This window comes from Streptococcus sp. Marseille-Q4154, assembly GCF_916700545.1.
GTDB lineage: Bacteria > Bacillota > Bacilli > Lactobacillales > Streptococcaceae > Streptococcus > Streptococcus infantis_I.
Genome location: NZ_CAKAKN010000002.1, coordinates 334,930 through 359,931, shown reverse-complemented (window position 1 = coordinate 359,931; position 25,002 = coordinate 334,930). Strand labels below are relative to the sequence as shown.

32 protein-coding genes are annotated in these 25,002 nt (G+C 40.8%); 29 read left to right on the top strand and 3 right to left on the bottom strand.

Translation table 11 applies throughout. The features are described 5' to 3' along the window. Nucleotides 1-85: 85 nt before the first annotated feature. Nucleotides 86-1,222, top strand: a complete 1,137-nt coding sequence (gene dnaJ, locus LG369_RS06975; protein WP_178895434.1) for a molecular chaperone DnaJ — start codon at nt 86-88, stop codon at nt 1,220-1,222. A 76-nt stretch (nt 1,223-1,298) separates the two neighbouring features. Here the strand turns inward: dnaJ and LG369_RS06970 are convergent, their stop codons facing one another. The 3 genes from LG369_RS06970 to LG369_RS06960 form a co-directional block, all read right to left on the bottom strand. Continuing rightward, the gene (locus LG369_RS06970) at nt 1,299-1,940 is read right to left on the bottom strand and encodes a hypothetical protein (protein WP_178895433.1); all 642 of its coding nucleotides are present in this window, start codon (nt 1,938-1,940) and stop codon (nt 1,299-1,301) included. Between the two features lie 85 nt (nt 1,941-2,025). Continuing rightward, nucleotides 2,026-2,313, bottom strand: a complete 288-nt coding sequence (locus tag LG369_RS06965) for a hypothetical protein (protein ID WP_225750714.1) — start codon at nt 2,311-2,313, stop codon at nt 2,026-2,028. 9 nt (nt 2,314-2,322) lie between these two features. After that, nucleotides 2,323-2,733, bottom strand: coding sequence for an HIT family protein (locus LG369_RS06960; RefSeq protein ID WP_225750713.1), 411 nt, complete (start codon nt 2,731-2,733; stop codon nt 2,323-2,325). A 67-nt stretch (nt 2,734-2,800) separates the two neighbouring features. Here LG369_RS06960 and LG369_RS06955 point away from each other — a divergent pair, with 67 nt between their 5' ends. The 28 genes from LG369_RS06955 (at nt 2,801) to LG369_RS06820 (ending at nt 24,932) form a co-directional block, all read left to right on the top strand. Continuing rightward, on the top strand, nt 2,801-3,532 hold the full coding sequence (locus LG369_RS06955) for an ABC transporter ATP-binding protein (RefSeq protein WP_225750712.1): 732 nt from the start codon (nt 2,801-2,803) through the stop codon (nt 3,530-3,532). Continuing rightward, entirely contained in the window at nt 3,529-4,578 is a 1,050-nt protein-coding gene (locus LG369_RS06950) for an ABC transporter permease (protein ID WP_225750711.1), read from the top strand. Before LG369_RS06955 ends, LG369_RS06950 begins: the two co-directional genes overlap by 4 nt. Before the next feature lie 47 nt (nt 4,579-4,625). Beyond that, nucleotides 4,626-5,420: a cell cycle regulator CcrZ gene (ccrZ, locus tag LG369_RS06945; protein WP_195183828.1), complete on the top strand. Its 795-nt coding sequence runs from the start codon at nt 4,626-4,628 to the stop codon at nt 5,418-5,420. After that, nucleotides 5,417-6,052: a tRNA (guanosine(46)-N7)-methyltransferase TrmB gene (trmB, locus tag LG369_RS06940; RefSeq protein ID WP_225750710.1), complete on the top strand. Its 636-nt coding sequence runs from the start codon at nt 5,417-5,419 to the stop codon at nt 6,050-6,052. Before ccrZ ends, trmB begins: the two co-directional genes overlap by 4 nt. A gap of 126 nt (nt 6,053-6,178) precedes the next feature. Further along, a complete protein-coding gene (gene rimP, locus LG369_RS06935) occupies nt 6,179-6,658 on the top strand; it encodes a ribosome maturation factor RimP (protein WP_225750709.1) in 480 nt (159 codons plus the stop codon). 41 nt (nt 6,659-6,699) lie between these two features. Further along, nucleotides 6,700-7,836, top strand: coding sequence for a transcription termination factor NusA (nusA, locus tag LG369_RS06930; RefSeq protein WP_006147911.1), 1,137 nt, complete (start codon nt 6,700-6,702; stop codon nt 7,834-7,836). A gap of 21 nt (nt 7,837-7,857) precedes the next feature. Continuing rightward, nucleotides 7,858-8,151: an RNase P modulator RnpM gene (rnpM, locus tag LG369_RS06925; protein WP_225750708.1), complete on the top strand. Its 294-nt coding sequence runs from the start codon at nt 7,858-7,860 to the stop codon at nt 8,149-8,151. After that, complete coding sequence (locus LG369_RS06920) at nt 8,144-8,443, top strand: YlxQ-related RNA-binding protein (RefSeq protein WP_004251819.1); 300 nt, start codon at nt 8,144-8,146, stop codon at nt 8,441-8,443. The genes rnpM and LG369_RS06920 overlap by 8 nt, the downstream gene beginning before the upstream one ends. A 16-nt stretch (nt 8,444-8,459) precedes the next feature. Continuing rightward, a complete protein-coding gene (infB, locus tag LG369_RS06915; RefSeq protein ID WP_225750707.1) occupies nt 8,460-11,228 on the top strand; it encodes a translation initiation factor IF-2 in 2,769 nt (922 codons plus the stop codon). Nucleotides 11,229-11,432: 204 nt separating this feature from the next. Further along, entirely contained in the window at nt 11,433-11,783 is a 351-nt protein-coding gene (rbfA, locus tag LG369_RS06910) for a 30S ribosome-binding factor RbfA (protein ID WP_225750706.1), read from the top strand. Nucleotides 11,784-11,936: 153 nt separating this feature from the next. Then, entirely contained in the window at nt 11,937-12,716 is a 780-nt protein-coding gene (locus tag LG369_RS06905) for a hypothetical protein (protein WP_225750705.1), read from the top strand. Nucleotides 12,717-12,817: 101 nt separating this feature from the next. Beyond that, entirely contained in the window at nt 12,818-13,051 is a 234-nt protein-coding gene (locus LG369_RS06900) for a DUF1858 domain-containing protein (RefSeq protein WP_225750704.1), read from the top strand. Then, a complete protein-coding gene (locus LG369_RS06895; RefSeq protein WP_225750703.1) occupies nt 13,051-14,385 on the top strand; it encodes a DUF438 domain-containing protein in 1,335 nt (444 codons plus the stop codon). The genes LG369_RS06900 and LG369_RS06895 overlap by 1 nt, the downstream gene beginning before the upstream one ends. Before the next feature lie 9 nt (nt 14,386-14,394). After that, nucleotides 14,395-14,649: a DUF1912 family protein gene (locus LG369_RS06890; protein WP_225750702.1), complete on the top strand. Its 255-nt coding sequence runs from the start codon at nt 14,395-14,397 to the stop codon at nt 14,647-14,649. Between the two features lie 75 nt (nt 14,650-14,724). Further along, on the top strand, nt 14,725-15,015 hold the full coding sequence (locus LG369_RS06885) for a DUF4651 domain-containing protein (RefSeq protein ID WP_195183835.1): 291 nt from the start codon (nt 14,725-14,727) through the stop codon (nt 15,013-15,015). Then, nucleotides 15,012-15,329, top strand: a complete 318-nt coding sequence (locus LG369_RS06880; RefSeq protein ID WP_006147922.1) for a thioredoxin family protein — start codon at nt 15,012-15,014, stop codon at nt 15,327-15,329. Before LG369_RS06885 ends, LG369_RS06880 begins: the two co-directional genes overlap by 4 nt. Nucleotides 15,330-15,338: 9 nt before the next feature. Beyond that, nucleotides 15,339-15,965, top strand: coding sequence for a YtpR family tRNA-binding protein (ytpR, locus tag LG369_RS06875; RefSeq protein WP_225750701.1), 627 nt, complete (start codon nt 15,339-15,341; stop codon nt 15,963-15,965). Between the two features lie 41 nt (nt 15,966-16,006). Then, entirely contained in the window at nt 16,007-16,768 is a 762-nt protein-coding gene (locus tag LG369_RS06870; protein WP_225750700.1) for an SDR family NAD(P)-dependent oxidoreductase, read from the top strand. Between the two features lie 75 nt (nt 16,769-16,843). Continuing rightward, nucleotides 16,844-17,239: a single-stranded DNA-binding protein gene (locus LG369_RS06865; RefSeq protein WP_004251844.1), complete on the top strand. Its 396-nt coding sequence runs from the start codon at nt 16,844-16,846 to the stop codon at nt 17,237-17,239. Between the two features lie 189 nt (nt 17,240-17,428). After that, nucleotides 17,429-18,412 (top strand): substrate-binding domain-containing protein, encoded by a 984-nt coding sequence (locus LG369_RS06860; RefSeq protein WP_225750699.1) that lies wholly within the window; start codon nt 17,429-17,431, stop codon nt 18,410-18,412. Continuing rightward, on the top strand, nt 18,412-19,728 hold the full coding sequence (locus LG369_RS06855; RefSeq protein WP_004251849.1) for a sensor histidine kinase: 1,317 nt from the start codon (nt 18,412-18,414) through the stop codon (nt 19,726-19,728). The genes LG369_RS06860 and LG369_RS06855 overlap by 1 nt, the downstream gene beginning before the upstream one ends. A gap of 6 nt (nt 19,729-19,734) precedes the next feature. After that, complete coding sequence (locus LG369_RS06850; RefSeq protein WP_004251853.1) at nt 19,735-20,418, top strand: response regulator transcription factor; 684 nt, start codon at nt 19,735-19,737, stop codon at nt 20,416-20,418. Then, a complete protein-coding gene (locus tag LG369_RS06845) occupies nt 20,415-21,713 on the top strand; it encodes an ABC transporter substrate-binding protein (protein WP_006150426.1) in 1,299 nt (432 codons plus the stop codon). Before LG369_RS06850 ends, LG369_RS06845 begins: the two co-directional genes overlap by 4 nt. Nucleotides 21,714-21,852: 139 nt before the next feature. Continuing rightward, nucleotides 21,853-22,290 carry a PTS sugar transporter subunit IIA gene (locus LG369_RS06840; RefSeq protein ID WP_004251855.1) on the top strand — a complete coding sequence of 146 codons (438 nt, stop codon included), beginning with the start codon at nt 21,853-21,855 and terminating at the stop codon, nt 22,288-22,290. A gap of 14 nt (nt 22,291-22,304) precedes the next feature. Then, nucleotides 22,305-22,799, top strand: a complete 495-nt coding sequence (locus LG369_RS06835; RefSeq protein WP_000261775.1) for a PTS system mannose/fructose/N-acetylgalactosamine-transporter subunit IIB — start codon at nt 22,305-22,307, stop codon at nt 22,797-22,799. Between the two features lie 57 nt (nt 22,800-22,856). After that, complete coding sequence (locus LG369_RS06830) at nt 22,857-23,699, top strand: PTS mannose/fructose/sorbose/N-acetylgalactosamine transporter subunit IIC (protein ID WP_000156207.1); 843 nt, start codon at nt 22,857-22,859, stop codon at nt 23,697-23,699. Then, nucleotides 23,683-24,537, top strand: coding sequence for a PTS system mannose/fructose/sorbose family transporter subunit IID (locus LG369_RS06825; RefSeq protein ID WP_029689583.1), 855 nt, complete (start codon nt 23,683-23,685; stop codon nt 24,535-24,537). The genes LG369_RS06830 and LG369_RS06825 overlap by 17 nt, the downstream gene beginning before the upstream one ends. A 101-nt stretch (nt 24,538-24,638) precedes the next feature. Beyond that, nucleotides 24,639-24,932 (top strand): hypothetical protein, encoded by a 294-nt coding sequence (locus LG369_RS06820; protein ID WP_000256768.1) that lies wholly within the window; start codon nt 24,639-24,641, stop codon nt 24,930-24,932. The last annotated feature ends 70 nt before the right edge of the window (nt 24,933-25,002 follow it).

Here is a 25,002-nt window from a genome sequence, read left to right as displayed (position 1 = left end):
AAATTAGATAAACCACCTAAGAAATCAGGATTTCTTGTCGGTTTCCTAAATTTCAGTCGCTTTCTGTTCGCTCTTAGTATCTTGTATGAACAATACTGAATTTTATGACCGTTTGGGCGTTTCAAAGAATGCATCTCAGGATGAAATCAAGAAAGCCTATCGGAAATTATCTAAAAAATATCACCCAGATATCAACAAGGAGCCTGGTGCTGAGGACAAGTACAAGGAAGTTCAAGAAGCTTATGAGACCTTAAGTGACGAACAAAAACGTGCTGCTTACGACCAATATGGTGCTGCTGGTGCCAATGGTGGCTTTGGTGGTGCAGGCGGTTTCGGTGGCTTCGATGGTGCAGGAGGCTTTGGTGGCTTTGAAGATATCTTCTCAAGTTTTTTCGGCGGAGGCGGTTCTTCTCGCAATCCAAACGCACCTCGTCAAGGGGATGACCTCCAATATCGCGTCAATTTGACTTTTGAAGAAGCCATCTTTGGTACTGAAAAAGAAGTCAAATACAATCGTGAAGCTAGCTGTCGTACTTGTAACGGATCTGGTGCTAAGCCTGGAACAAGTCCAGTTACTTGTGGACGCTGTCACGGTTCTGGTGTTATCAACGTCGATACTCAAACACCGCTTGGTATGATGCGTCGCCAAGTAACCTGTGATGTCTGTCATGGTCGTGGAAAAGAAATCAAAGATCCATGTACAACTTGTCATGGAACAGGTCATGAAAAACAAGCCCACAGTGTCCATGTAAAAATTCCAGCAGGTGTCGAAACTGGTCAACAAATTCGTCTAGCTGGTCAAGGGGAGGCTGGATTTAACGGCGGACCATACGGTGACTTGTATGTTGTTGTTAATGTTGAGCCGAGCGACAAATTTGAACGTGAAGGAACAACTATTTTCTACAAGTTAAACCTCAATATCGTCCAAGCAACTCTTGGTGATACTGTAGATATCCCAACTGTTCACGGTGATGTTGAATTAGTGATTCCAGAGGGAACTCAAACCGGTAAACGATTCCGCCTACGTGGTAAGGGAGCTCCAAGCCTTCGTGGTGGTGCTGTTGGTGACCAATATGTCACTGTTAATGTCGTGACTCCAACAGGCTTGAACGAACGTCAAAAAGCAGCCTTGAAAGAATTCGCAGCTGCAGGTGATTTGAAAGTTAATCCAAAGAAAAAAGGCTTCTTTGACCATATTAAGGATGCCTTCGAAGGTGAATAAAACAAAAGAGCCGATTGGCTCTTTTTGTGTTATCTTGAAAAATTTAGCTTCAGAAAATCATTTTCCAGTTAGTCTACTATTTATACTTTTGAATGAGCAAGCCGGCTTTATCCATTTCCTGGATGAGTTGCTTGAGTTCTGATTCTTTGCCGGGTTTCACAGTTACGGTATCAATGTGCTTAATCGCCGAATTATCCTGGATATCCACCAAGGTCAAAGCTTTTTCATAGAATGCGATTCCCTTTTTCATGCTTTCCGAATCCTTCAAAGTTAGAATTGTGTAAGAAGAATGTGATTTCTTTCCGTTTTCTCGGAAATATTTCTCGCCTTCCTCCTCTAAAAACTGGAATAAACCATGATTAAACAAATTATCTTCTACTTTTCTATAGGAAATATCACCTGCCTGTAGGACATAGACTTTGAGTCGGTTTTTAGTGAGGTTTGGACTTTCTTTCAGGACAGGGTGGCTATTGATAACCTCATCTGAAAAAGTCACATAAAAATCCAAGCCTCCCCCCTCGTATTGATAGTGTCCGTTTGATTCAACTTTCTCAGGAGGCAGGTCAAGGGAGATAAAGATTTGTTTTAAGGTTTCATTTCCTTCTCGAATGTCACTTGATGAGGCCTTGAAAAGATTGGCCACAAGTAGAAAAGCTAGGGTTACAAAAAGACAGAAGCAACCAGAAATAATCAAGATGACTTTTAAAAACTGTTTCATGTTTAGTCCCTCCCTTTTCTATTAGGAGCTGGTAATCCAAGATGGATTTAAGGGGATATGAGGAAAGTTGGATGCTTTCCTTTCTTTAGTTTTCTTCAGTTTCTCGTAGTTCTTTTATCACAGCAAGTCTTGCTTGGAGGTCTTTCTCTAAGACTTTAAATTTATAGGTTAGGTCTTCTTGGTATTCCTTGATGACTTCTTTTTGTTGATTGATAATTTGTAAGTTATTTTGGATAACATCTAAATCACCTTTGATTGCTTCAACGCGATCAGTTGTATCTATAACTTCTTCAGTGATAACTTCACGATTTTTAACGAGGAGGTAAGATCCGACTGCTGATCCAGCAAAAAGTAGTAAATTTGATAGTTTCATAGGAACTCCTTAAGCGTTTTTGATCGTTTCAGCGACTTGGGCAAGTTTGTCAAAGTCAGGTTCATGGGCAACAAAGTCAATTTTTAGGTCATCATCTGCACTATAACGAGGAACAAGGTGGACATGGGTATGAAAAACGGTTTGTCCAGCGACTTCTTCGCAGTTGGCGATGATATTCATGCCTTCAGCTTGGGTAGCCTTCATAACCTTTTGAGCAATGACTGGAATCCTTGCAAAGAGTTGGCTAGCGCTCGTCGAATCCATTTCTAAAAGGTTGCGATAGTGTTCTTTAGGTACGACCAAGGTATGTCCAGGTGTTACTTGAGAAATATCAAGAAAGGCAAGGACTTGCTCATCCTCATAAACCTTGGCTGCAGGGATTTCTCCTGCTAAAATCTTACAAAAAATACAATCTGACATAAAAACCACCTCTAGTGTATTGAATTTTGATATAATATAGCTACATTATACCAGATTCGGAGAAAATATGTTAGAAATTAAAAATCTGACAGGAGGCTATGTTCATGTCCCTGTCTTGAAAGATGTGTCCTTTACAGTTGAGAGCGGACAGTTGGTAGGTTTGATAGGTTTGAATGGTGCGGGAAAATCTACGACTATCAATGAGATTATTGGTCTTTTGACGCCATATAGTGGGGAGATTAAGATTGACGGATTGACTCTAGGAGAGGATGCTACGAACTATCGCAAGAAAATTGGTTATATCCCTGAAACTCCTAGCTTGTACGAGGAATTGACCCTCAGAGAGCATATTGAGACGGTTGCTATGGCCTATGGTATCGAGCAAAATCTAGCTTTTGAACGTGTAGAGCCGCTTTTAAAAATGTTCCGTTTGGATCAAAAATTGGATTGGTTTCCAGTTCATTTTTCCAAAGGGATGAAGCAAAAGGTTATGATTATCTGTGCCTTTGTCGTGGATCCTAGTCTCTTTATCGTAGACGAACCTTTCCTTGGTCTTGATCCTTTAGCGATTTCAGATTTGATTCAACTTCTAGAAGCGGAAAAGAAAAAAGGAAAGTCTATCCTTATGAGTACCCACGTTCTTGATTCTGCTGAAAAGATGTGTGACTCTTTTGTCATTCTTCACAAAGGACAAGTGAGGGCTAAAGGGGATCTTGAAGAACTGAGACAAGCTTTTGCCATGCCAGAAGCAAGCCTCAATGATATCTATTTGGCTCTGACCAAAGAGGAGGAGCTATGAAGGACTTGTTTTTAAAACGAAAGCAGGAATTTCGCAAGGAATGCTTGGCCTATCTCCGTTATGTGCTCAATGATCATTTTGTCTTATTTTTGTTGGTGTTGTTAGGATTTTTGGCCTACCAGTACAACCAGTTGCTCCAACACTTTCCTGAGAATCATTTCCCAATCCTAATTTTGATTGGGATGATATCTATTTTACTTTTGCTTTGGGGTGGTATTGCGACCTATCTAGAAGTGCCTGACAAACTATTTCTTTTAGTTGCTGAAGAAGAAGTGAGAGAACACATCCAGAAGCAAAGTCTGATTTCTTTCATCTTTTGGGTCAGTGTACAGACTTTCTTTTTGCTCCTGTTTGCGCCTTTATTCTTAGCCATGGGCCTTGGTTTGCCGATTTTTGGAGTCTATCTCCTTGTCTTGGGGATAGTAAAATATGTGATTTTTCGCCAAAAGTCTAGCAACTTTTTCCTTGGAAATGGACTTGACTGGGATTATGTCATTGCACAAGAAAGTAAACGTAAGCAGTTCTTGCTTCGATTCTTTGCCCTCTTTACACAGGTCAAGGGGATTTCAAATAGTGTTAAGCGCCGAGCTTATCTGGACTTTATTCTCAAGGGAGTTCAGAAAGTGCCAGGAAAAATCTGGCAGAACCTCTATCTTCGTTCCTATCTGAGAAATGGAGATTTATTCGCCCTTAGTCTGCGACTCATAATCCTATCTTTGACCGCTCTCATCTTCATTGAGCAATCTTGGATTGCAGTCGCAATTGTAATTTTATTCAATTATCTTTTGTTATTCCAGCTTCTAGCCCTCTATCATGCCTTTGACTATCAATATTTGACGCAATTATTCCCAGTAGGTAAGGGGCAAAAAGAGAAAGGCTTGAAGGAAATTTTGAGAGCGATTGGGGTTTTTGTATTAATCTTGGAAAGTCTCATAGGATTGCTTGTTTTTAAGGACAAAATTCTTGTTCTAGCACTTGTGGGAGCAAGTCTTGTCTTGCAATTTCTTTATTTGCCGTATCAACTGAGAAGATTGGTTGACGAATAGCATAAAAATTAGTAGAATAATAAGGAAACTTTATTCGGAGGAAAGAAATGGACTTGGGTGATATTGAGCTAACGCTAACCCCGATATCTGGGAAGAGCGGAAAAGCTTATATGGGAAGTTATCCTGATGGAAAACGTGTTTTTATAAAAATGAATACTTCTCCAATCCTGCCTGGTTTAGCTAGAGAGCAAATTGCACCACAATTGCTCTGGAGCCGTCGTTTACCAGACGGCCGTGATATGTCCGCTCAGGAATGGTTGACAGGAAAAATTTTGACGCCAAGCGATATGAACCGTAAACAAATTATCGATATTTTGACACGTTTACACTGTTCACGTCCCTTAATGACCCAGTTGACACGATTGGGATATGCAATGGAAACACCTTCGGATTTACTTCAGTCATGGGTAAACAAGGCTCCGGATGCTTTAAAAAACAACCAGTATCTACGTATGGTTTTAGGTGATTTGCGTGAGAATCTTCCTGGCTTTAGGGAAGACTATGCAACCATAGTCCATGGGGATGTCCGTCATAGCAACTGGTTTGAGACAGAGAGTGGCTTGATTTATTTAGTAGATTGGGATTCCGTTCGCTTGACTGATCGTATGTTTGATGTGGCCTATCTGCTCTGTCACTATATTCCAGAGTATCAGTGGCAAGAATGGCTAACTAATTATGGCTATAAGTATAATCAAACTGTCTTGAATAAGTTATATTGGTATGCTCAACTGTCATTTTTGAGCCTCATTACCAAATACTATGAAAATCAAGATTTGGATAATGTAAATCGGGAAATCTATGCTTTGCGTAGTTTCCGAGATAAGTATGGAAAGAAAAAATGAGAGTTAGAAATCGTAAAGGGGCAACAGAACTGTTAGAGGCTAATCCGCAGTATGTTGTCTTAAACCCCGCAGAAGCTAAAGGAAAGTGGCGAGATTTATTTGGCAATGACAATCCAATCCATGTAGAGGTTGGTAGCGGCAAAGGTGGTTTTGTAACAGGAATGGCCAAACAAAATCCTGGCATCAACTATATCGGGATTGATATTCAGAAGTCTGTATTAAGCTATGCATTAGACAAGGTCTTAGAAGTTGGAGTTCCCAACATCAAACTTCTATGGGTTGATGGTTCAGAATTGACCAATTATTTTGAAGATGGTGAAATCGACCGCTTGTATTTGAATTTTTCGGATCCATGGCCTAAAAAACGCCATGAGAAGCGTCGTTTGACTTATAAGAGCTTCTTGGATACTTTCAAACGAATCTTGCCTGAACACGGTGAAATTCATTTCAAGACAGATAATCGTGGCTTGTTTGAATATAGCTTAGTGAGCTTTTCACAATATGGCATGAAACTCAATGGCGTTTGGCTAGATTTACATGCCAGCGACTTTGAAGGAAATGTCATGACTGAGTATGAGCAAAAGTTCTCAAGCAAGGGCCAAGTCATCTATCGAGTTGAGGCAGAATTTTAAGAAAAAGCTTGAATCCAAGCTATTTGGGTGCTTATGCTTTACATTAGTACATAAAAGTGCTATACTATTAGCAAGAATATAAGAAAGAGAGGCGGGGAGATATCTTCGCCTCTTGCTTATGAGGAGGTGGACGCAATCGCAACTATCGTTGAATTAGTCAGAGAAGTCGTAGAACCTGTTATTGAAGCTCCTTTTGAACTCGTAGATATCGAGTACGGAAAGATTGGCAGTGACATGATTCTTAGTATTTTTGTAGACAAGCCTGAAGGAATCACCTTGAATGATACGGCAGACTTGACTGAAATTATCAGTCCGGTCCTAGATACTATCAAGCCGGATCCCTTCCCAGAACAATATTTCCTAGAAATTACAAGTCCAGGATTGGAGCGTCCTTTGAAAACCAAGGAAGCAGTCGCTGGAGCGGTTGGGAAATACATCCATGTCGGGCTCTATCAAGCCATCGATAAGCAAAAGGTTTTTGAAGGAACCTTGTTGTCCTTTGAAGAGGATGAGTTGACTATGGAATATATGGATAAAACTCGCAAGAAAACAGTCCAAATTCCATATAACTTGGTATCAAAAGCACGTTTAGCAGTAAATTTATAGAAAGAAAGGATAGCTTTTGAGAATTCAAAAGTAAAAAGAACATGAGTAAAGAAATGCTAGAGGCCTTCCGCATTTTGGAAGAAGACAAGGGAATCAAGAAAGAAGATATCATCGACGCAGTAGTAGAATCACTTCGTTCTGCTTACCGTAGACGCTATGGTCAATCTGATAGTGTAGCTATTGATTTTAACGAAAAGACAGGGGACTTTACTGTCTATACTGTCCGTGAAGTTGTTGATGAAGTATTTGATAGCCGTTTGGAAATCAGTTTAAAAGATGCCCTTGCTATTAATTCAGCCTATGAGCTTGGTGACAAAATCAAATTTGAAGAAGCACCAGGAGAGTTTGGTCGTGTAGCAGCCCAATCTGCTAAACAAACAATCATGGAAAAAATGCGTAAGCAAACACGTGCCATTACCTACAATACATACAAAGAGCATGAACAAGAAATCATGTCAGGTACAGTTGAACGTTTTGATAACCGCTTCATTTATGTCAATCTTGGCAGCATTGAAGCCCAATTGTCAAAACAAGACCAAATTCCTGGAGAAGTTTTTGCTTCTCATGATCGTATCGAAGTTTATGTCTACAAGGTTGAAGATAATCCTCGTGGAGTAAACGTCTTTGTTAGCCGTAGCCATCCAGAAATGATCAAACGTTTGATGGAGCAAGAAATTCCTGAAGTATATGATGGAACTGTTGAAATCATGAGCGTAGCCCGTGAAGCAGGTGATCGTACGAAAGTTGCTGTTCGTAGCCACAATCCTAACGTGGATGCTATTGGAACAATCGTTGGACGCGGTGGTGCTAACATCAAGAAAATAACTAGCAAATTCCACCCAGCTCGCTACGATGCTAAGAGCGACCGCATGGTACCGGTAGAAGAAAACATCGACGTTATCGAGTGGGTAGCGGATCCAGCTGAGTTTATTTACAATGCTATTGCTCCTGCTGAAGTTGACCAAGTTATCTTTGATGAAAATGACAGCAAACGTGCCTTGGTGGTTGTTCCAGATAACAAGCTATCTCTTGCAATCGGTCGTCGTGGACAAAATGTTCGTTTAGCAGCACATTTGACTGGTTACCGTATTGATATCAAGTCTGCAAGTGAATTTGAAGCTATGGAAGAAGCAGGTCAAGTGGATTACGCTGAAACAGACGAATTGACTGAAGAATAAGATCTGCTAGAGGAGGGAAAGATGAAAACAAGAAAAATCCCTTTGCGCAAGTCTGTTGTTTCCAACGATGTGATTGACAAGCGAGATTTACTTCGTATTGTCAAGAACAAAGAAGGTGAGGTCTTTATCGACCCGACAGGCAAGGCTAATGGCCGGGGCGCTTATATCAAGCTAGACAATGCAGAAGCCCTAGAGGCTAAAAAGAAAAAAGTCTTTAACCGTAGCTTTAATATGGAAATTGAAGAAAGCTTTTATGACGAGTTGATCGCCTATGTTGATCACAAAGTAAAAAGAAGAGAGTTAGGACTTGAATAAGCAAAAAGTAAGTAATCTCTTGGGATTGGCTCAGCGAGCGGGGAAAATCATCTCGGGTGAAGAAATGGTTGTCAAAGCCATTCAAGACCGGAAAGTTAAATTGGTATTTCTAGCTCATGATGCTAGCCCAAATCTAACCAAGAAGATTCAGGATAAAAGCCACTATTATCAAGTAGAAGTTATTACCGTGTTTTCAACACTGGAATTAAGCATAGCAGTCGGAAAATCGAGAAAGGTTCTGGCTGTAACAGATGCTGGATTTACAAAGAAAATGAGGTCTCTTATGGAATAGAAGAGGAGGACATGATTTGTCTAAGAAAAGATTGTACGAAATCGCAAAAGAACTTGGAAAAGAAAGTAAGGAAGTTGTAGCGCGTGCAAAAGAGTTGGGCTTGGAAGTAAAGAGCCACTCGTCAAGCGTTGAAGCAGATGCTGCTGAAAAAATTATAGCTAGCTTTAAGCCTGCTGCTCCTAAGGCAGAGGCAAAAGCAAGTGTAGAAAAGAAAGTTGAAAAGCCTGCATCAGCTAAACCAGTTGTCGCTAAGGAAGAAAGCAAACCAGCTACACCTGCAGCTTCTAAGGAAGAAAAAGTTGTAGCTGCAAGACCGCAGAGTCGAAACTTTAAGGCGGAACGTGAAGCGCGTGCCAAAGAGCAAGCGGAAAGACGCAAGCAAAACAAGGGTAACAACCGCGATCAACAACAAAACGGTAACCGTCAAAAGAACGATAACCGTAATGGTGGGAAACCTGGTCAAGGGAACCGTGACAATCGTCGTTTTAACGACCAAGGGAAGAAACCACAAGGCCAAGGAAATCGTGGCAATGATTATCGCCAACAAGCTGATAATCGTCCCAACCAAGCTGGTCCTCGTATTGACTTTAAAGCCCGAGCAGCAGCTCTGAAGGCTGAGCAAAATGCAGAATACGCACGCTCAAGCGAGGAACGCTTCAAACAGTCTCAAGTTGCCAAAGAAGCCTTGGCTCAAGCTAATAAACGTAAGGAGCCAGAGGAAATCTTTGAGGAAGCTGCTAAACTAGCTGAACAAACTCAGCCTGTAGTTGAAGTAGCTCCTGTAGCCAAAGAGGCTGTAGTGGATACACGTCGTAAAAAGCAAGCTCGACCAGACAAAGATCGTGATGATTACGATCACGAGGAAGATGGTCCTAGAAAACAACAAAAGAATCGAAGTAGTCAGAATCAAGTGAGAAATCAAAGAAATAGTAACTGGAATAACAATAAGAAAAATAAAAAAGGCAATAAACAAAATAACCGTAATCAGGCTCCAAAACCTATTACAGAGCGTAAATTCCATGAATTGCCAACAGAATTTGAATATACAGATGGTATGACTGTTGCGGAAATCGCAAAACGTATCAAACGTGAACCAGCTGAGATTGTTAAGAAACTATTTATGATGGGCGTTATGGCCACTCAAAACCAATCTTTGGATGGAGAAACAATCGAACTCCTCATGGTTGATTATGGAATTGAAGCTAAACAAAAGGTAGAAGTGGACAATGCGGATATCGAACGTTTCTTCGTAGAAGATGGATATCTAAATGAAGACAAGTTGGTTGAACGTCCACCAGTTGTAACTATCATGGGACACGTTGACCATGGTAAAACAACCCTTTTGGATACCCTACGTAATTCTCGTGTCGCTACAGGAGAAGCAGGTGGGATCACTCAGCATATTGGTGCCTACCAGATTGAGGAAAATGGTAAGAAGATTACCTTCCTTGATACACCAGGACACGCGGCCTTTACTTCTATGCGTGCACGTGGTGCCTCTGTTACCGATATTACGATCTTGGTCGTAGCGGCAGATGACGGGGTTATGCCTCAAACTATCGAAGCCATCAACCACTCAAAAGCAGCTAATGTTCCAATCATCGTTGCTATTAACAAGATTGATAAACCAGGTGCTAACCCAGAACGCGTTATCGGCGAATTGGCTGAACACGGTGTTATGTCAACAGCTTGGGGTGGAGATTCTGAGTTTGTAGAAATCTCAGCTAAGTTCAACCAAAATATCGATGAACTCTTGGAAACTGTTCTTCTTGTAGCTGAAATTCAAGAGCTCAAAGCAGACCCAACCGTACGCGCCATCGGTACTGTTATCGAAGCCCGTTTGGATAAAGGAAAAGGTGCGGTTGCAACCCTCCTTGTTCAACAAGGTACCTTGAATGTCCAAGACCCAATCGTTGTTGGTAATACTTTCGGACGTGTCCGTGCCATGACCAATGACCTTGGACGTCGTGTTAAGGTTGCAGGACCATCAACACCAGTATCAATTACAGGTTTGAACGAAGCACCGATGGCGGGTGATCACTTTGCTGTATACGAAGATGAAAAATCTGCTCGTGCAGCTGGTGAAGAACGTGCCAAACGTGCTCTTATGAAACAACGTCAAGCTACACAGCGTGTAAGTCTTGAAAACCTCTTTGATACTCTTAAAGCTGGTGAACTTAAGTCTGTTAACGTCATCATCAAAGCCGACGTACAAGGTTCAGTTGAAGCCCTTTCTGCCTCACTACAAAAGATTGATGTGGAAGGTGTAAAAGTTACCATCGTCCACTCAGCAGTTGGTGCTATCAACGAATCTGACGTGACTCTTGCCGAAGCTTCAAATGCCTTTATCGTAGGTTTCAACGTACGTCCTACACCACAAGCCCGCCAACAAGCAGAAGCAGACGATGTAGAAATCCGTCTCCACAGCATCATCTACAAGGTTATCGAAGAGATGGAAGAAGCCATGAAAGGTATGCTTGATCCAGAATTTGAAGAAAAAGTTATAGGTGAAGCAATTATCCGTGAAACCTTCAAAGTTTCTAAAGTCGGAACAATCGGTGGATTTATGGTTACTAGCGGTAAAGTTACCCGTGACTCTAAAGTCCGTGTTATTCGTGACGGTGTCGTTATTTACGATGGTGAACTTGCAAGCTTGAAACACTATAAAGATGACGTCAAAGAAGTTACAAACGGCCGTGAAGGTGGTCTCATGATTGATGGCTACAATGATATCAAGATGGATGATGTGATTGAAGCTTATATCATGGAAGAAATTAAACGCTAAGATTTTTGCTCCTTTCTTAAGTGATGCGGGACGCAAGCAAACCAATGCTTGAACTGAATTATCAGCCCAATCACTTTCACCACGGCGAAGGAAGCAGATGAATTCAAATTGAACTTCGTTTCAATTTGAATTGAAAAACAATAAGTTTAAAAATAGCTAGGTCTGCTGGCCTAGCTTTTGATTCAATAGAGAGGAAGGAATAGCATGGGAAATCATTTCCGTACGGATCGTGTGGGCATGGAAATCAAGCGTGAAGTCAATGAGATTTTACAAAAGAAAATCCGTGATCCTCGTGTCCAAGGAGTGACCATCACAGATGTTCAGATGCTAGGTGACTTGTCTGTAGCGAAGGTCTACTACACTATTTTGAGTAACCTTGCCTCAGATAATCAAAAAGCTCAAATCGGGCTTGAAAAAGCAACCGGAACTATCAAACGTGAGCTTGGTCACAATTTGAAATTGTATAAAATTCCAGACTTGACCTTCGTCAAAGACGAATCCATCGAGTATGGAAACAAGATTGACGAAATGTTACGCAATCTGGATAAGAAATAAGAAAGAGGGGCAACCCTCTTTTTTGTTTAGAAGAATGAGAGTATTCTAGACTTAAAGGCTAATCAGAAAGAAAAAATAAGTTCTTAAAATTTCTTTTATGGAGCAAATGTGATATGATATAGTTCAAATTGAAAGAAAAAGAGAAGAAACTAGATGTCTAAACAAGATTTAGCTATGCAAGTATTGCAACAAGTCGTGAAACTCCCTGTTGTTAAAGTTGATCGTTCAAAATTTTTAGTAGATAAATTTTCCAAACTATTAGACCCAAAAGATATTCCTCGATTACTAGAAGAGGGACCAACAGCCTTGTTATCCCAGGATATTTTAGATAAAGTTGCCGATTCTTGTATTAAGGATAATGTTCTAATGGCGAGTGGAACTTCTGTTCTTGCAGGTATTCCTGGTGGTCTAGCCCTTGCAATCACCATTCCAACTGATGTTGCTCAGTTTTATGCTTTTTCGTTAAAATTGGCTCAAGAATTGGGATATATTTATGGCTATGATGATCTTTGGGCTTCACGAAATGAATTAAGTGAAGAAGCCAAAAATACGCTCTTGCTCTATCTCGGGGTCATGCTTGGGGTCAATAGTGCTGGAGCACTCCTTCGAGCTGGGGGAGTATCAGTTGCTAAACATGTCATGAAGACAGTTCCCCAGAAGGCTTTGGCCAAGACTTTGTGGTATCCCATTTTAGAAAAAGTTTTGAAAATTTTTGGGGTGAATCTGACAAAGGGAGGCTTTGCTAAAGGAATGGGCAAATTTATCCCAATCCTAGGAGGTGTAGTTTCAGGTGGTTTAACCTATACGACCATGAAACCTATGGGTAAAAGTTTGCAAAGGGAATTATCCAAACTAGTCAATTATAGTGAAGATCAGTATCAAAGAGATATAGAAACGATTCGAAAAGAAGCAGAAATCATCGAAGCAGAGTAATAGGAAGAAACTAGTAGGCTTGTACTGCTAGTTTTTTTATCCTATCCCTTGTGGTATAATGAAAAAAGAAAATCCTGTGTGAAAACAGAATGGAGGTTGTGATGGATAATATTATTGACGTATCTATTCCCGTTGCGGAAGTGGTGGATAAACATCCAGAAATTTTAGATATTTTGGTTGAGCTTGGTTTTAAACCTCTTGCAAATCCCTTGATGCGTAATACGGTTGGGCGAAAAGTATCGCTCAAACAAGGCTCAAAGCTTGAAGGAACTCCTATGGATAAGATTGTGCGTACACTTGAAGCAAATGGTTATGAAGTGATCGGGTTAGACTAATGGCAGATGAACGTATTCATATCCTGCGGGATATTTTATTAGAATTGCATCATGGAGCTTCTCCAGAGTCCGTTCAGGAACGCTTTGACGCAACCTTTACAGGTGTATCAGCCATTGAGATTTCTCTCATGGAACATGAGTTGATGAACTCTGACTCAGGTGTGACATTTGAAGATGTCATGGAGCTCTGTGATGTCCATGCCAATCTCTTTAAAAATGCTGTTAAAGGAGTGGAAGTTGAAGATACCGAACATCCAGGTCACCCTGTGCGTATCTTTAAGGATGAAAATCTAGCTCTTCGTGCAGCCTTGATTCGTGTTCGTAGATTGCTAGACACTTATGAGTCGATGGAAGACGAGGAAATGCTGGCGGAGATGCGTAAGGGTTTGGTTCGGCAAATGGGACTTGTAGGCCAGTTCGATCGTCACTACCAGCGTAAGGAAGAACTCTTTTTTCCTATCATGGAGCGTTATGGACATGATTCGCCACCAAAAGTCATGTGGGGAGTCGATGATCAAATCAGGGAACTCTATCAAAAAGCTTTATCATCTGTTAAATCTTTACCAGAGATACCAATTAGCACTGTAAAGGAAGCTTTTGAAACTTTTGCGACAGAGTTTGAAAGTATGATATTTAAGGAAGAATCAATCCTTCTCATGATTCTGCTCGAATCCTTTACCCAGGATGACTGGATTCAGATTGCCGAGGAAAGTGATGCCTATGGCTATGCTATCATCCGTCCGTCTGAGAAATGGATTCCTGAACGTCAGAGCTTTGTTGAGGAAAAAAGTGTAGAAGAACCAACTCAGCCAGAAACTGTAGATGGACAAGTACAGCAAGTGATTGATACGCCAGAAGGTCAGTTTACCATAACCTTCACACCTAAGGAAAAGGAAACAGTAGTAGATCGCAATAGCCAACAGGCTTTTGGCAATGGTTATCTATCAGTTGAACAGGCGAATCTTATCCTTAATCATTTGCCGATGGAGATTACCTTTGTTAATAAGGATGATATCTTCCAATATTATAACGATAATACGCCAGCAGATGAGATGATTTTCAAGCGGACACCATCCCAAGTCGGGCGAAATGTCGAACTCTGCCACCCGCCAAAATATTTGGATAAAGTCAAAACGATTATGCAAGGTCTTCGTGAGGGGAAAAAAGACAAGTACGAGATGTGGTTCAAGTCCGAGTCACGGGGCAAGTTTGTCCATATCACTTATGCTGCGGTACACGATGAAGACGGAGAGTTTCAAGGAGTCTTGGAATATGTTCAGGACATCCAGCCTTACCGTGAGATTGATACAGACTACTATCGAGGAATAGAATAAGGAGAGACAATGAGTTACGAACAAGAATTTATGAAGGAATTTGAAGCCTGGGTCAATACCCAAATCATGATTAACGATATGGCCTTCAAAGAAAGCCAAAAAGTCTATGAAGAAGATCAAGATGAGCGTGCTAAGGATGCCATGCTTCGCTACGAAAGTCGCTTGGATGCCTACCAGTTCTTACTAGGTAAATTTGAAAACTTCAAGGCAGGCAAGGGATTCCATGATTTACCAGAAGGTTTGTTTGGTGAGAGACATTATTAAAATTTAGGAATTAGAAAAGGGAGTTCAACTCCCTTTTTCATTGTTCCTAGAACCTTTTTGTGTTACAATGTTAGCATGAAAACGAAAAATATCATTAAAACAGGTTTGGCATTAGTAGGTCTTGGAGCACTTGCTTTTGGAGCAAAGAAAGTAGCTGATGAGCACAAGCTCATGAAGACGCAAGAAGAGTTGACTGCGATTGTGCGTGACTACTTTTCAGAGATGGGTGAAATCGCGACTCTCTATGTCCAAGTATATGAAAGCAGCCTAGAGCGTCTCGTTGGCGGTGTCATTTTTGAAGATGGCCGTCACTATACTTTTGTCTATGAAGATGAAGATCTCATCTACGAGGAGGAAGTCTTATGATTTCTCCTAAGAGTTTAGAAGAATTAGCGGATTTAGTAGAGCAGGATGGCAAGAAGGTCTTCCTTTTTGTTGCGGATTGGTGTGGCGATTGCCGTTATATCTATCCCGCCTTGCCAGAGATTGAAGAGACCAATCCAGAGTTCACTTTTATACGGGTCGACCGTGATGAGTACATGGAACTTGCTAAACTTTGGGATGTATACGGGATTCCAAGTCTTGTTGTTTTAGACAAGGACAAGGAGATTGGGCGCTTTGTCAATCGTAACCGTAAAACTAAGGAAGAGATTAATCACTTTTTAGCAGGATTGAAATAGGAGAAAAGAATGATTTTTACATACAATAAAGAATATGTAGGCGATGTCCTTATGGTTATCGTGAAAAACAGTGGTGATGCCAAGCTAGATGCTGAGCGTAAAGGCAATATTGCGCGTGTTTTTCTAAAAGAAACTGGTGAAACTGTCGCTTGGAATATTTTTGAAGTTTCTAGCTTATTTGAGATTGAGAATCGTGGTCAAGTATTTCTAACAGACGACCAAGTGGCTCGTTTGAATCAAGAACTACAGGCTCAAGGATTTACTGAAGAAATCATCAATGACAAGGAACCAAAATTTGTCGTTGGAGAAATTGTAGAGATGGTTGCGCATCCAGATAGTGATCACTTGAATATCTGCCAAGTTGCTGTTGGAAATGACAAAACAGTACAAATCGTTGCGGGTGCTCCTAATGCACGTATTGGTTTGAAAACCATTGTTGCTCTTCCTGGAGCCATGATGCCAAAAGGCAATCTCATTTTCCCGGGGGAACTTCGTGGGGAAAAGAGTTTTGGTATGATGTGTAGTCCTCGTGAGCTTGCCTTGCCAAATGCTCCCCAAAAACGTGGTGTCATTGAATTATCAGACGACCAGGTAGTTGGAACACCCTTTGACCCGGCTAAGCACTGGACTGCTTAATCACTAAAAGTGATTTATAATCTTTGCTTGAGGAAAATAGGATGGCAAAAAATGTAGTCATTACAGGTGCAACATCAGGTATCGGTGAAGCCATTGCGCGTGCATATCTAGAAAAAGGTGAGAATGTTGTACTCACAGGGCGTCGAACAGAAAGACTCCAAACTCTAAAAACTGAGTTCGCAGAAGCCTTTCCAAATCAAAAAGTCTGGACCTTTCCGTTAGATGTTACAGATATGAGCATGGTAAAGACTGTTTGTTCAGAAATTTTAGAGACAGTAGGTCAGGTTGATATCTTGGTCAATAATGCTGGACTGGCTCTCGGTTTAGCACCCTATCAGGACTATGAAGAGTTGGATATGTTGATCATGCTGGATACCAATGTCAAGGGTTTAATGGCAGTTACGCGTTGCCTCTTGCCTTCCATGGTAGCGGCTAATCAAGGGCATATTATCAATATGGGTTCTACTGCAGGGATTTACGCATATGCTGGTGCAGCAGTCTATTCAGCAACCAAGGCTGCAGTCAAAACCTTTTCAGACGGGCTTCGGATTGACACCATTGCGACAGATATCAAGGTGACCACTATTCAGCCAGGAATTGTAGAGACTGATTTTTCAAAAGTCCGTTTCCATGGAGATGAGGCACGGGCTGCGACTGTTTACCAGGGGCTTGAAGCCTTACAGGCACAAGATATCGCTGATGCAGTGGTTTATGTGACCAGTCAACCTCGTCGTGTGCAAATCACAGATATGACCATCATGGCTAATCAACAAGCAACTGGGTTTATGATTCATCGAGATTAATATTATTTTTAAAAAAGTTACAAATCTTGTAACTTTTTTTGATTTCCTTCGAATAGATAAGTAGGAGGATGAAAAATGTATAATAAAGTGATTATGATTGGACGCTTGACGTCTACACCCGAATTGCACAAAACCAACAATGATAAGTCTGTAGCTCGTGCGACGATTGCTATTAACCGTCGTTTCAAGGACCAAAATGGGGAACGTGAAGCGGACTTCATCAATATTGTTGTCTGGGGGAAATTGGCTGAAACCTTGGCTAGCTACGCGACTAAAGGCAGTCTCATTTCTATCGATGGGGAACTTCGTACCCGTAAGTTCGAGAAGAATGGTCAGACCAACTACGTGACCGAAGTTCTTGCTACAGGATTTCAACTTTTGGAAAGTCGCGCCCAACGTGCTATGCGTGAAAATAATGCTGGTCAAGACTTAGCAGATCTGGTTTTGGAAGAGGAGGAACTTCCCTTCTAGGATTGATTATAGAAAAAGCTGGTTCGTTTATAGACCAGCTTTTTCTATTGTTTCTAGTTTTATTGTTCGGAAATTACTTCTTAAAATAGGTCAAATAAATGTACTTGTACAATAAAATCAAGCATTTTTTTTGAAAAAGTAGTAGAATAAAGTATTATATATTCAGAGTTTTCAGAAAAGGAATGAAATTTGAAGGAAAATAAAGAGAAAAAAGAATTGTTGAAATGGCTGATAAAGCGTATATTATTGCTGCTCCCAGTGGTCTGTATTCTCTTTTGGATTTTTGGCCGTTGTCAAACAAGTGGCATCAAGGATCAGACTAAAATTGGTGTAACCTATATGACCATGAACAATGAGTTCTATAAAAGTATTCATTCGGAAATTAGTCGAATTTCCGATGAAAGAGGAGCTCTTGTTTGCGTCCGAGATCCAGAATTGGATGAAGAAAGGCAGAGCCAGCAGATTGATGATTTTTGTGCTCAAAAAGTTGATGTGATTGTGATCAATCCGGTCAAGGGGGATAGCCAGTCCATTTTAACTGCTCTTGAAAAAGCTAGAAAACAAGGAATTAAAATCATTGCAGTCGATACCCAATTGAAAAATTTTAAGCCCGATGCAAGTATTGTATCTGATAACTACCAAGCGGGAGTAATGATTGCTAAAGAGCTCATGAAACGTTCTTCTAGCGCTCGAGTCCTCCTTTTGGAGCATAAAGGGACTGTCTCAGCAGATACGCGGATTCAGGGGTTTAAAGACACTATAGAGGGGCACAGTTCTTATCAGATTGTATCGGAACTAGAAACCAAGGGGCAAACGGAGATCGCCATGCCGGCTGTCCAGAATTTTTTACAATCAGGGATTGAAATTGATACCTTGGTTGCCTTAAATGACCGCTCGGCTATAGGAGCTTTAGCTGCAATTAAGGAGCAAGGAAATAGCCAGTCCATTGCAATTTATGGAATCGATGGCTCACCAGATATGAAATCCTTGTTGCACTCGACGGATGATGTAGTGGGAACCGTTGCTCAATCTCCCTTGAAGATGGGAGACCGTGTTATGGAAGTTATCCAAGATATTTCTGAAGGGAAGAGCTATACCAAAGAGGTGATCATTCCAGTTGAAATGATGACAAAGGAAAACATTGATCAGTTTGATGTGAATGGGTGGCAGTAATGAGAAAGTTTAGAGGTGTTCGATACAGTTTGGCCATTCTTATGGTCGTGAATTTTATTGCTGTTATGCTCAACAGCATCATCTATCTTCAAGCAACCAACTATATCATTGCTCAACGCCAAGCCTCTCTATTATTGGAGCGCCTAGAGCGTATTCCTTTTGCTCCATCTACGACTTTTTGGTTGTCAGCAATCTTATTTGCTGGGATTGCCTTAATCTCAATGAGTCGTTATAGACCTCAAACAAGTCGATGGTCCATTTTTGATAAGAGGAATCTTCTAGAGATTCTCCTGATGTTACTGTTGATGTGGGTTCAGAACATAGCTTATAACGGGCTCATTCTCTTGGTTTTTGCAGATATCTTCTATGGCTCCAAAGAGTTGAATACCAAGAGAGATCGGAAGTATTGGTTTGCCTTTATCCTAGTGAGCTTCTTGATGCTCCTTGTAACCAATTCAGACGTCTTTTCGCTTTTCTTCCCAATTCCTTCTCTTGATACCTATATTCATTTTTATCCTGAATCTATCCGTATTTTGGCCTTTTTCTTAAAGAATTCCCTCTACGCCTTGAATATGGTACTCTTCATTATTTCACTTTTATTTTATATCATGAATGTCCTTGCGGAAAACCATGAAGTTGAACAAGAGCTGGCCATGGTGTCCAAGGTTAATACCGAGTTGAACAACTATATGGCCTTATCTGAGAAGATTGCAGAGGATCGGGAGCGCAAGCGGATTGCTCGGGAGATTCACGATACCTTGGGACACGCGTTAACAGGGATTTCAGCAGGTTTAGATGCTGTCGGGGTCTTGATTGATATCAATCCAAGTCGTGCCAAAGAGCAGGTAAAAAACGTATCAGAAGTCGTCCGTGAAGGAATCCAGGATGTGAGAGGCTCTCTCAATCGCCTTCGTCCAGGAGCCCTTGAGGAGCGAACTCTCAAAGATGCTTTAGAAAAGACAATCCGCGAGTACCAAATTCTTTCAAACTTGCAAGTTGATCTCAACTATGAATGGATCGATGTCGATATGGACGTCATGATTGAAGATACAATCTTTCGTGTGATACAAGAGTCTATGACTAATGCGGTTCGCCACGGTCATGCCAGCCACATGGACCTCCATTTTTTTGAGGACGAAGAAGATTACATGATTGAGTTGCAGGATAATGGAGTTGGGTTTGAAACCTTGACCTATGGCTACGGACTCAAACAGATGATGGAGCGTATTTCAATTCTAGGAGGCCAGCTTCAATTTGAAAGTCGCGATGGATTTTTCACACGTGTTAGTTTACCAAAATATAAAGAAGGGAGATAATAGATGATGATAAAAGTAATGGTGGCGGATGACCAGTCCTTGATTCGAGAATCTCTGAAAATTATTTTGTCGGCCTACTCAGATATTGAAGTGGTAGCCACAGTGGAAGATGGGAATCATGTCTTGTCTAGCATTCCACACTCGCATCCGGATTTAATCTTAATGGATATTCGGATGCCAGGCATGGATGGGGTTTTGGCTACAAAAGAAGTAAAAGAGCACTATCCGGATATCAAAATTATTATTTTAACAACCTTTGACGATGATGAATTTATCTATAGTGCGCTCAAGTATGGTGCTTCAGGGTATCTCTTAAAAGGAGCCTCGACAGAGGAGCTTTATGAAGCTATTAAGGTGGTACATCAGGGAGGAGCAATGATCAACCCTGATATCGCAAGCAAGGTCTTTCAAATTTTCTCACAAATGGCCAAATCAAATTTCTCTATTGCTGTGGATGAGGATAACGTTAAGGATTTGAGTACGACGGAATGGCGCATTATCCAAGAGATTGGCTATGGTGAGTCAAATAAAGAGATTGCGGCTAAACTCTTCTTATCAGAAGGAACTGTTCGTAATTACTTATCAACGATTTTGTCGAAATTAAACCTAAGAGATCGAACGCAATTAGCGATTTGGTCAGTCCAAACAGGAGTGACCCGACGTGATTTTTCAAAAGGAAATACGGAATGAAATTGAAGCGAAAGCAACTTTGTTTAGGGATTTGTCTCCTTTTTATGCTCTCTTTGAGTGCTGGTTTTTATTGGTGGAAACAGCAACCGACCGTCCTTCATATAGGAGTTTATGCAGGTTCTAGTTGGGATGTACCGACCAGTCAACGTTCCCATGCATTGGATCTTGCGATCCAAAAATTTGAAAAGTCCCATCCTAATGTTCGTGTGGAATATGAAAATGGAATTCCGCAGTCGGAATATTCAAACTGGCTCTCAGAAAAAATTGTATCAGGAAAGACCCCTGATGTGTTTATGGTTTCTGAGAAAGATTTGTCCTTATTGGCGGCACGTGGCGTTTTAGAAAAGTTAAACGGCTATATGAATAAAGAAGACCAAGTTGCTTTTTATCCTGTTGCATTTGAATCAGGTGTCTATCAGGGGCAAACCTATGCCTTGCCATATGAAAGTAATCCTATTTTGATGTGTGTCAATAAAGATTTGCTGGATAAAGAAGGCATTGAGGTTCCCAAAGAAGGTTGGAGCTTGGAAGAGTTCTATACAATTTGTAAAAAACTAACCAAAGATACCAATGGAGATGGTCAATTGGATCAGTTTGGGAGTACAGAATACACCTGGAAAGAAGCTTTGGCAGCAAATGGGGGTAGTCTCTTTCAGGGTGGGATGCTCAAACTTACGGCTCCAGAAGTCAAAGAATCTTTGACTTTTCTGCAAAAATTGGAAGAGTTAAATAAAAATTATAAGGTGAGTTCCAAAGATTTTGACCAGGGGAAAGTAGCGTTTTACCCCATGACTTTGGCTCAATATAGGACTTATAAACCTTATCCCTATCATGTTTCCAAATATTCAAACTTCACCTGGACCTGTATTCCTATGCCTGCTAAGTCAAAAACCACTAAGGCGACCTTGGTTACGACGACTTCTTTTGCCATGTCTGCTCGGACTCCTCATTCAAAGTTGGCTTGGGAGTTGATGCAAGTGTTGACAGAGGATCCAGAAATCCAACAAACTCTTTTTGCTGAATCTCAAGGGATTTCTGTCATGCCTGATGTAGTCAAGAGTCGTTCTAGTAAAGACCTTCTGCAAGTGGATGATTTTGGGGCAGATTCCTTAACCAATCAGACCTTGAACCGAATCATGGAACAAGCTGTAGAAAGTAGTCCCAAGAATGTCTCGAAAGAAGTGTTAGAAAAACTGGACTACTTGATTGGCAATGCCTTGCGCAATCAAGATGTTGAGAACCGCCTGCCGCAAATTCAAAGGGAGATTGAAAGTAGTCTCCAGGTAGGATTTTAAAGAAAAAAAGATGACATCGTGTCAAGTGACAGATGTCATTTTTTTATTGCTAAATGTCATGTTTATAATGTGACATTTGACAATGTAAAAACGCTTTCAAATAATCTACAATAGAGTCAAATAAAGGAGGCGTAGCAAAATGAAATACCTCATTTTAGTCAGTCATGGAGGATTGGCAGAAGGCCTAAAAACATCACTAGCTATGTTTGCTGGTGATAAGATGAACCAGGTCATTGCAGTTGGACTCAAAGAAGGAAAGTCGGTCGATGATTTTGCAGTTGATTTTAGAGAAAGCATTTCAGAATTGACAGCAGATGATTCTGTACTGGTCTTGGCAGATATTGTAGGCGGTAGTCCACTAACCACAGCAGCAACTGTCCTAGAAGAAGTTGGGAAGCTAGATGAAGCTTTGATCCTTGGTGGAATGAATCTTACCATGGCTTTAACAGCAGTAGTGATGAAGGATGTGTTGGATGGAGACGATTTGTCAGCCACCATCTTATCAGAAGCACGATCTGCACTACAGCCTTTTGAAGTTTCAGCCACTAGTGCTGAAGAAGATGATGACGATATTTAATAGGGAGGTACCTTATGGTAGTAACATTTGTACGGATTGATGACCGCATGATTCACGGTCAAACAGTCACACGCTGGGCAAAAGAAAAACCATGTGATGGTTTGATTGCCGTAAACGATGCAGCAGCATCAAACAAGGTTTTGATCCAAGCTTACAAAGGCGCATCAGACAAAAAAACCTTTGTATGGACAAAAGAAGCATTTAAAGAAAAATCAGCAAAAGTAACAGAATCAGATAGTCGTTACTTCTTGATCACCAAAAATCCAATCGATATGAAGGAAATTTTGGTGGACCAAGGTTTTGTTCCAGGGGATGTTAAAGAAATCATCGTAGGCCCTGCAAATGATCGTCCTGGTGCAGTGAAATTGGGTAATAACCAATCCATCACACAGGAAGAAGCAGAAGCCTTCCAAGCCATTCAAGCAGCAGGCTATAAGGTGAAATTCCAGTTGTTGCCTGATGTTTCGATTGGTTACTGGGATGATTTCAAATCTAAATTTGGTTTTTAAACCTAACAATTTTATTAATTAGGTAAATAAATTTACAAACAAAAAGGAGCGTTTGTTATGACAATTTCATGGATTCAAGCAATCTTGCTTGCAGTTTTCGCCAGCTTGTCTTCAATGCCTGGTATGGGAGGTTCCAGTATCGGGAACTATACACTCGGTCGTCCCTTGATTGGTGGGTTGATCTCAGGTTTAATTCTTGGAGATGTGACAACCGGTATTATGGTAGGGGTTGCCCTTCAAGTCGTTTATATCGCCTTGGTAACACCTGGTGGAACCGTATCTGCGGATGTTCGTGCCATTTCTTATATCGGTGTTCCTCTTGCTATCTTGTTTGTGCATGCAAATCACATCACAGATGAAGCTGGAATTGCAGCAGCTGCAGCCCCAATCGGTGCGGCCGTTGGGACAATCGGTACTGTTCTTTTCTACGGAACAGCTACCATGAACTTGCTTTGGCAACACATTGGTTGGAAAGCCGTTGAAGAAGGAAACTTCAAAAAACTCTACGCAGTTGACTGGGTTTACCCATGGATCTCTCACTTCCTCTTCTCTTTCCTTCCAACTATGATTATCACTAAATATGGTGAAAACATGGTTGATTTGATGAAACTTTACCTTCCTATGGATGGTTTCTGGATGAAAGCTCTCTTTACAGTCGGAGCTCTTCTCCCATGTGTCGGTATTGCTATCTTGTTGAAACAAATTGTTACAAAAGCAACTGACTTCATTCCATTCTTTGTTGGATTTACCTTGGCTAAATCTCTCGGCTTGAACTTGGTAGCGAGTGCGGTTGTTTCATTGATCTTTGCAGTAATCTACTATGAACTTGAAGTAATCAAATCTATGAAAGCTGTTCCAGCTGGGGCTGTTTACGTAGACGATGATGAGGAGGATATTTAAAATGGCTGATAGAAAGAAAATTTCAAAGAAAACATTAGCAAAAGCATTTCATCATTGGTATTATGGTCATTTGACTTGTTTCTCTCAAGAACACATGCAAACCTTTGGGTACTTGACTTCTATGCTTCCAATCGTAGAAGAAATGTATGATACAAAAGAAGAACAAAAAGATGCTATGCAAACCTATACTGCTTTCTTCAATACTGAACCGCAACTTGGATCTCTTGTTGTAGGGATTACAGCTGGTTTGGAAGAAGCACGTGCAAATGGAGATGCAGTAGATGGTGAAACCATCAATGGGATGCGTGCCGGTTTGATGGGACCAATCGCTGGTATTGGTGACTCTTTGATCGTTGGTACCTTGATTCCAGTTCTTTTGGGGATTGCACTTGGTCTTTCTAAAGGTGGTAACGTCGCTGGTGCTATCTTCTACATCGTCGTATGGAACTTCCTAGTCTACTTTGGTATGCGCTTTGCCTTCTTCAAAGGATATCAATTAGGGGATAAAGCCGTTGAATTCCTAGTAGGACCAAAAGGACAAGCTCTTCGTAAAGCAATCAGCGTTGTCGGTGGTATGGTTATTGGTGCCGTAGCAGCGACTTGGGTCTCTGTTACAACAGCACTCGAATTCAAAAATGCTAATGGAGAAGCCTTCCTTAAAATTCAAGAAAAGATTGATGGTGTTTATCCAGGTCTCTTGACAGCAACCTTCATCACTATTTGCTGGTGGTTGATGTCTAAGAAAAAAGTTTCACCAAACAAAGTCATGTTAATTCTAGTTGTTGTTGCCTTAATTGGTGTTGCTCTAGGTATCTTTGACCCACATCTTAATTACTAAGGTCAAGAGAACCCAATATTTACTAGTAAAAATTTTGAGAATGAAGTAGACTAATCTCCTTCTCTTACACTTCATTCTCAATTTTTATCAGGAGGATTTTCATGGTTACAAAACAAGAACTTGTTAATGGATATGAAACAGAAATTAAGTATCAACGCCACATGCTTGAAAATTTGGGTCGTTGGTTCAGTTTGCTCTTTATCACTGCTAGTATTGGTGTGGTATTGATTTATCTTTTTCATAAAACCTTCCTCCCACTCTTAATTTTCGGAATTTTACTTGCCTTGATTGGAATATTAGGAATGGTGGTTTTTGGATATGGTATCTACCGCGGGCGGATCAATCTCCAAAAGGTTATCGATGATTTCAATCAAAAGTTGACGATTCTCAATTAATATTAAAGGAACATCTCTTTCATTTTTGAGGTGTTTTTTTCTTGACTATTTCTGACTAAGTGATACAATA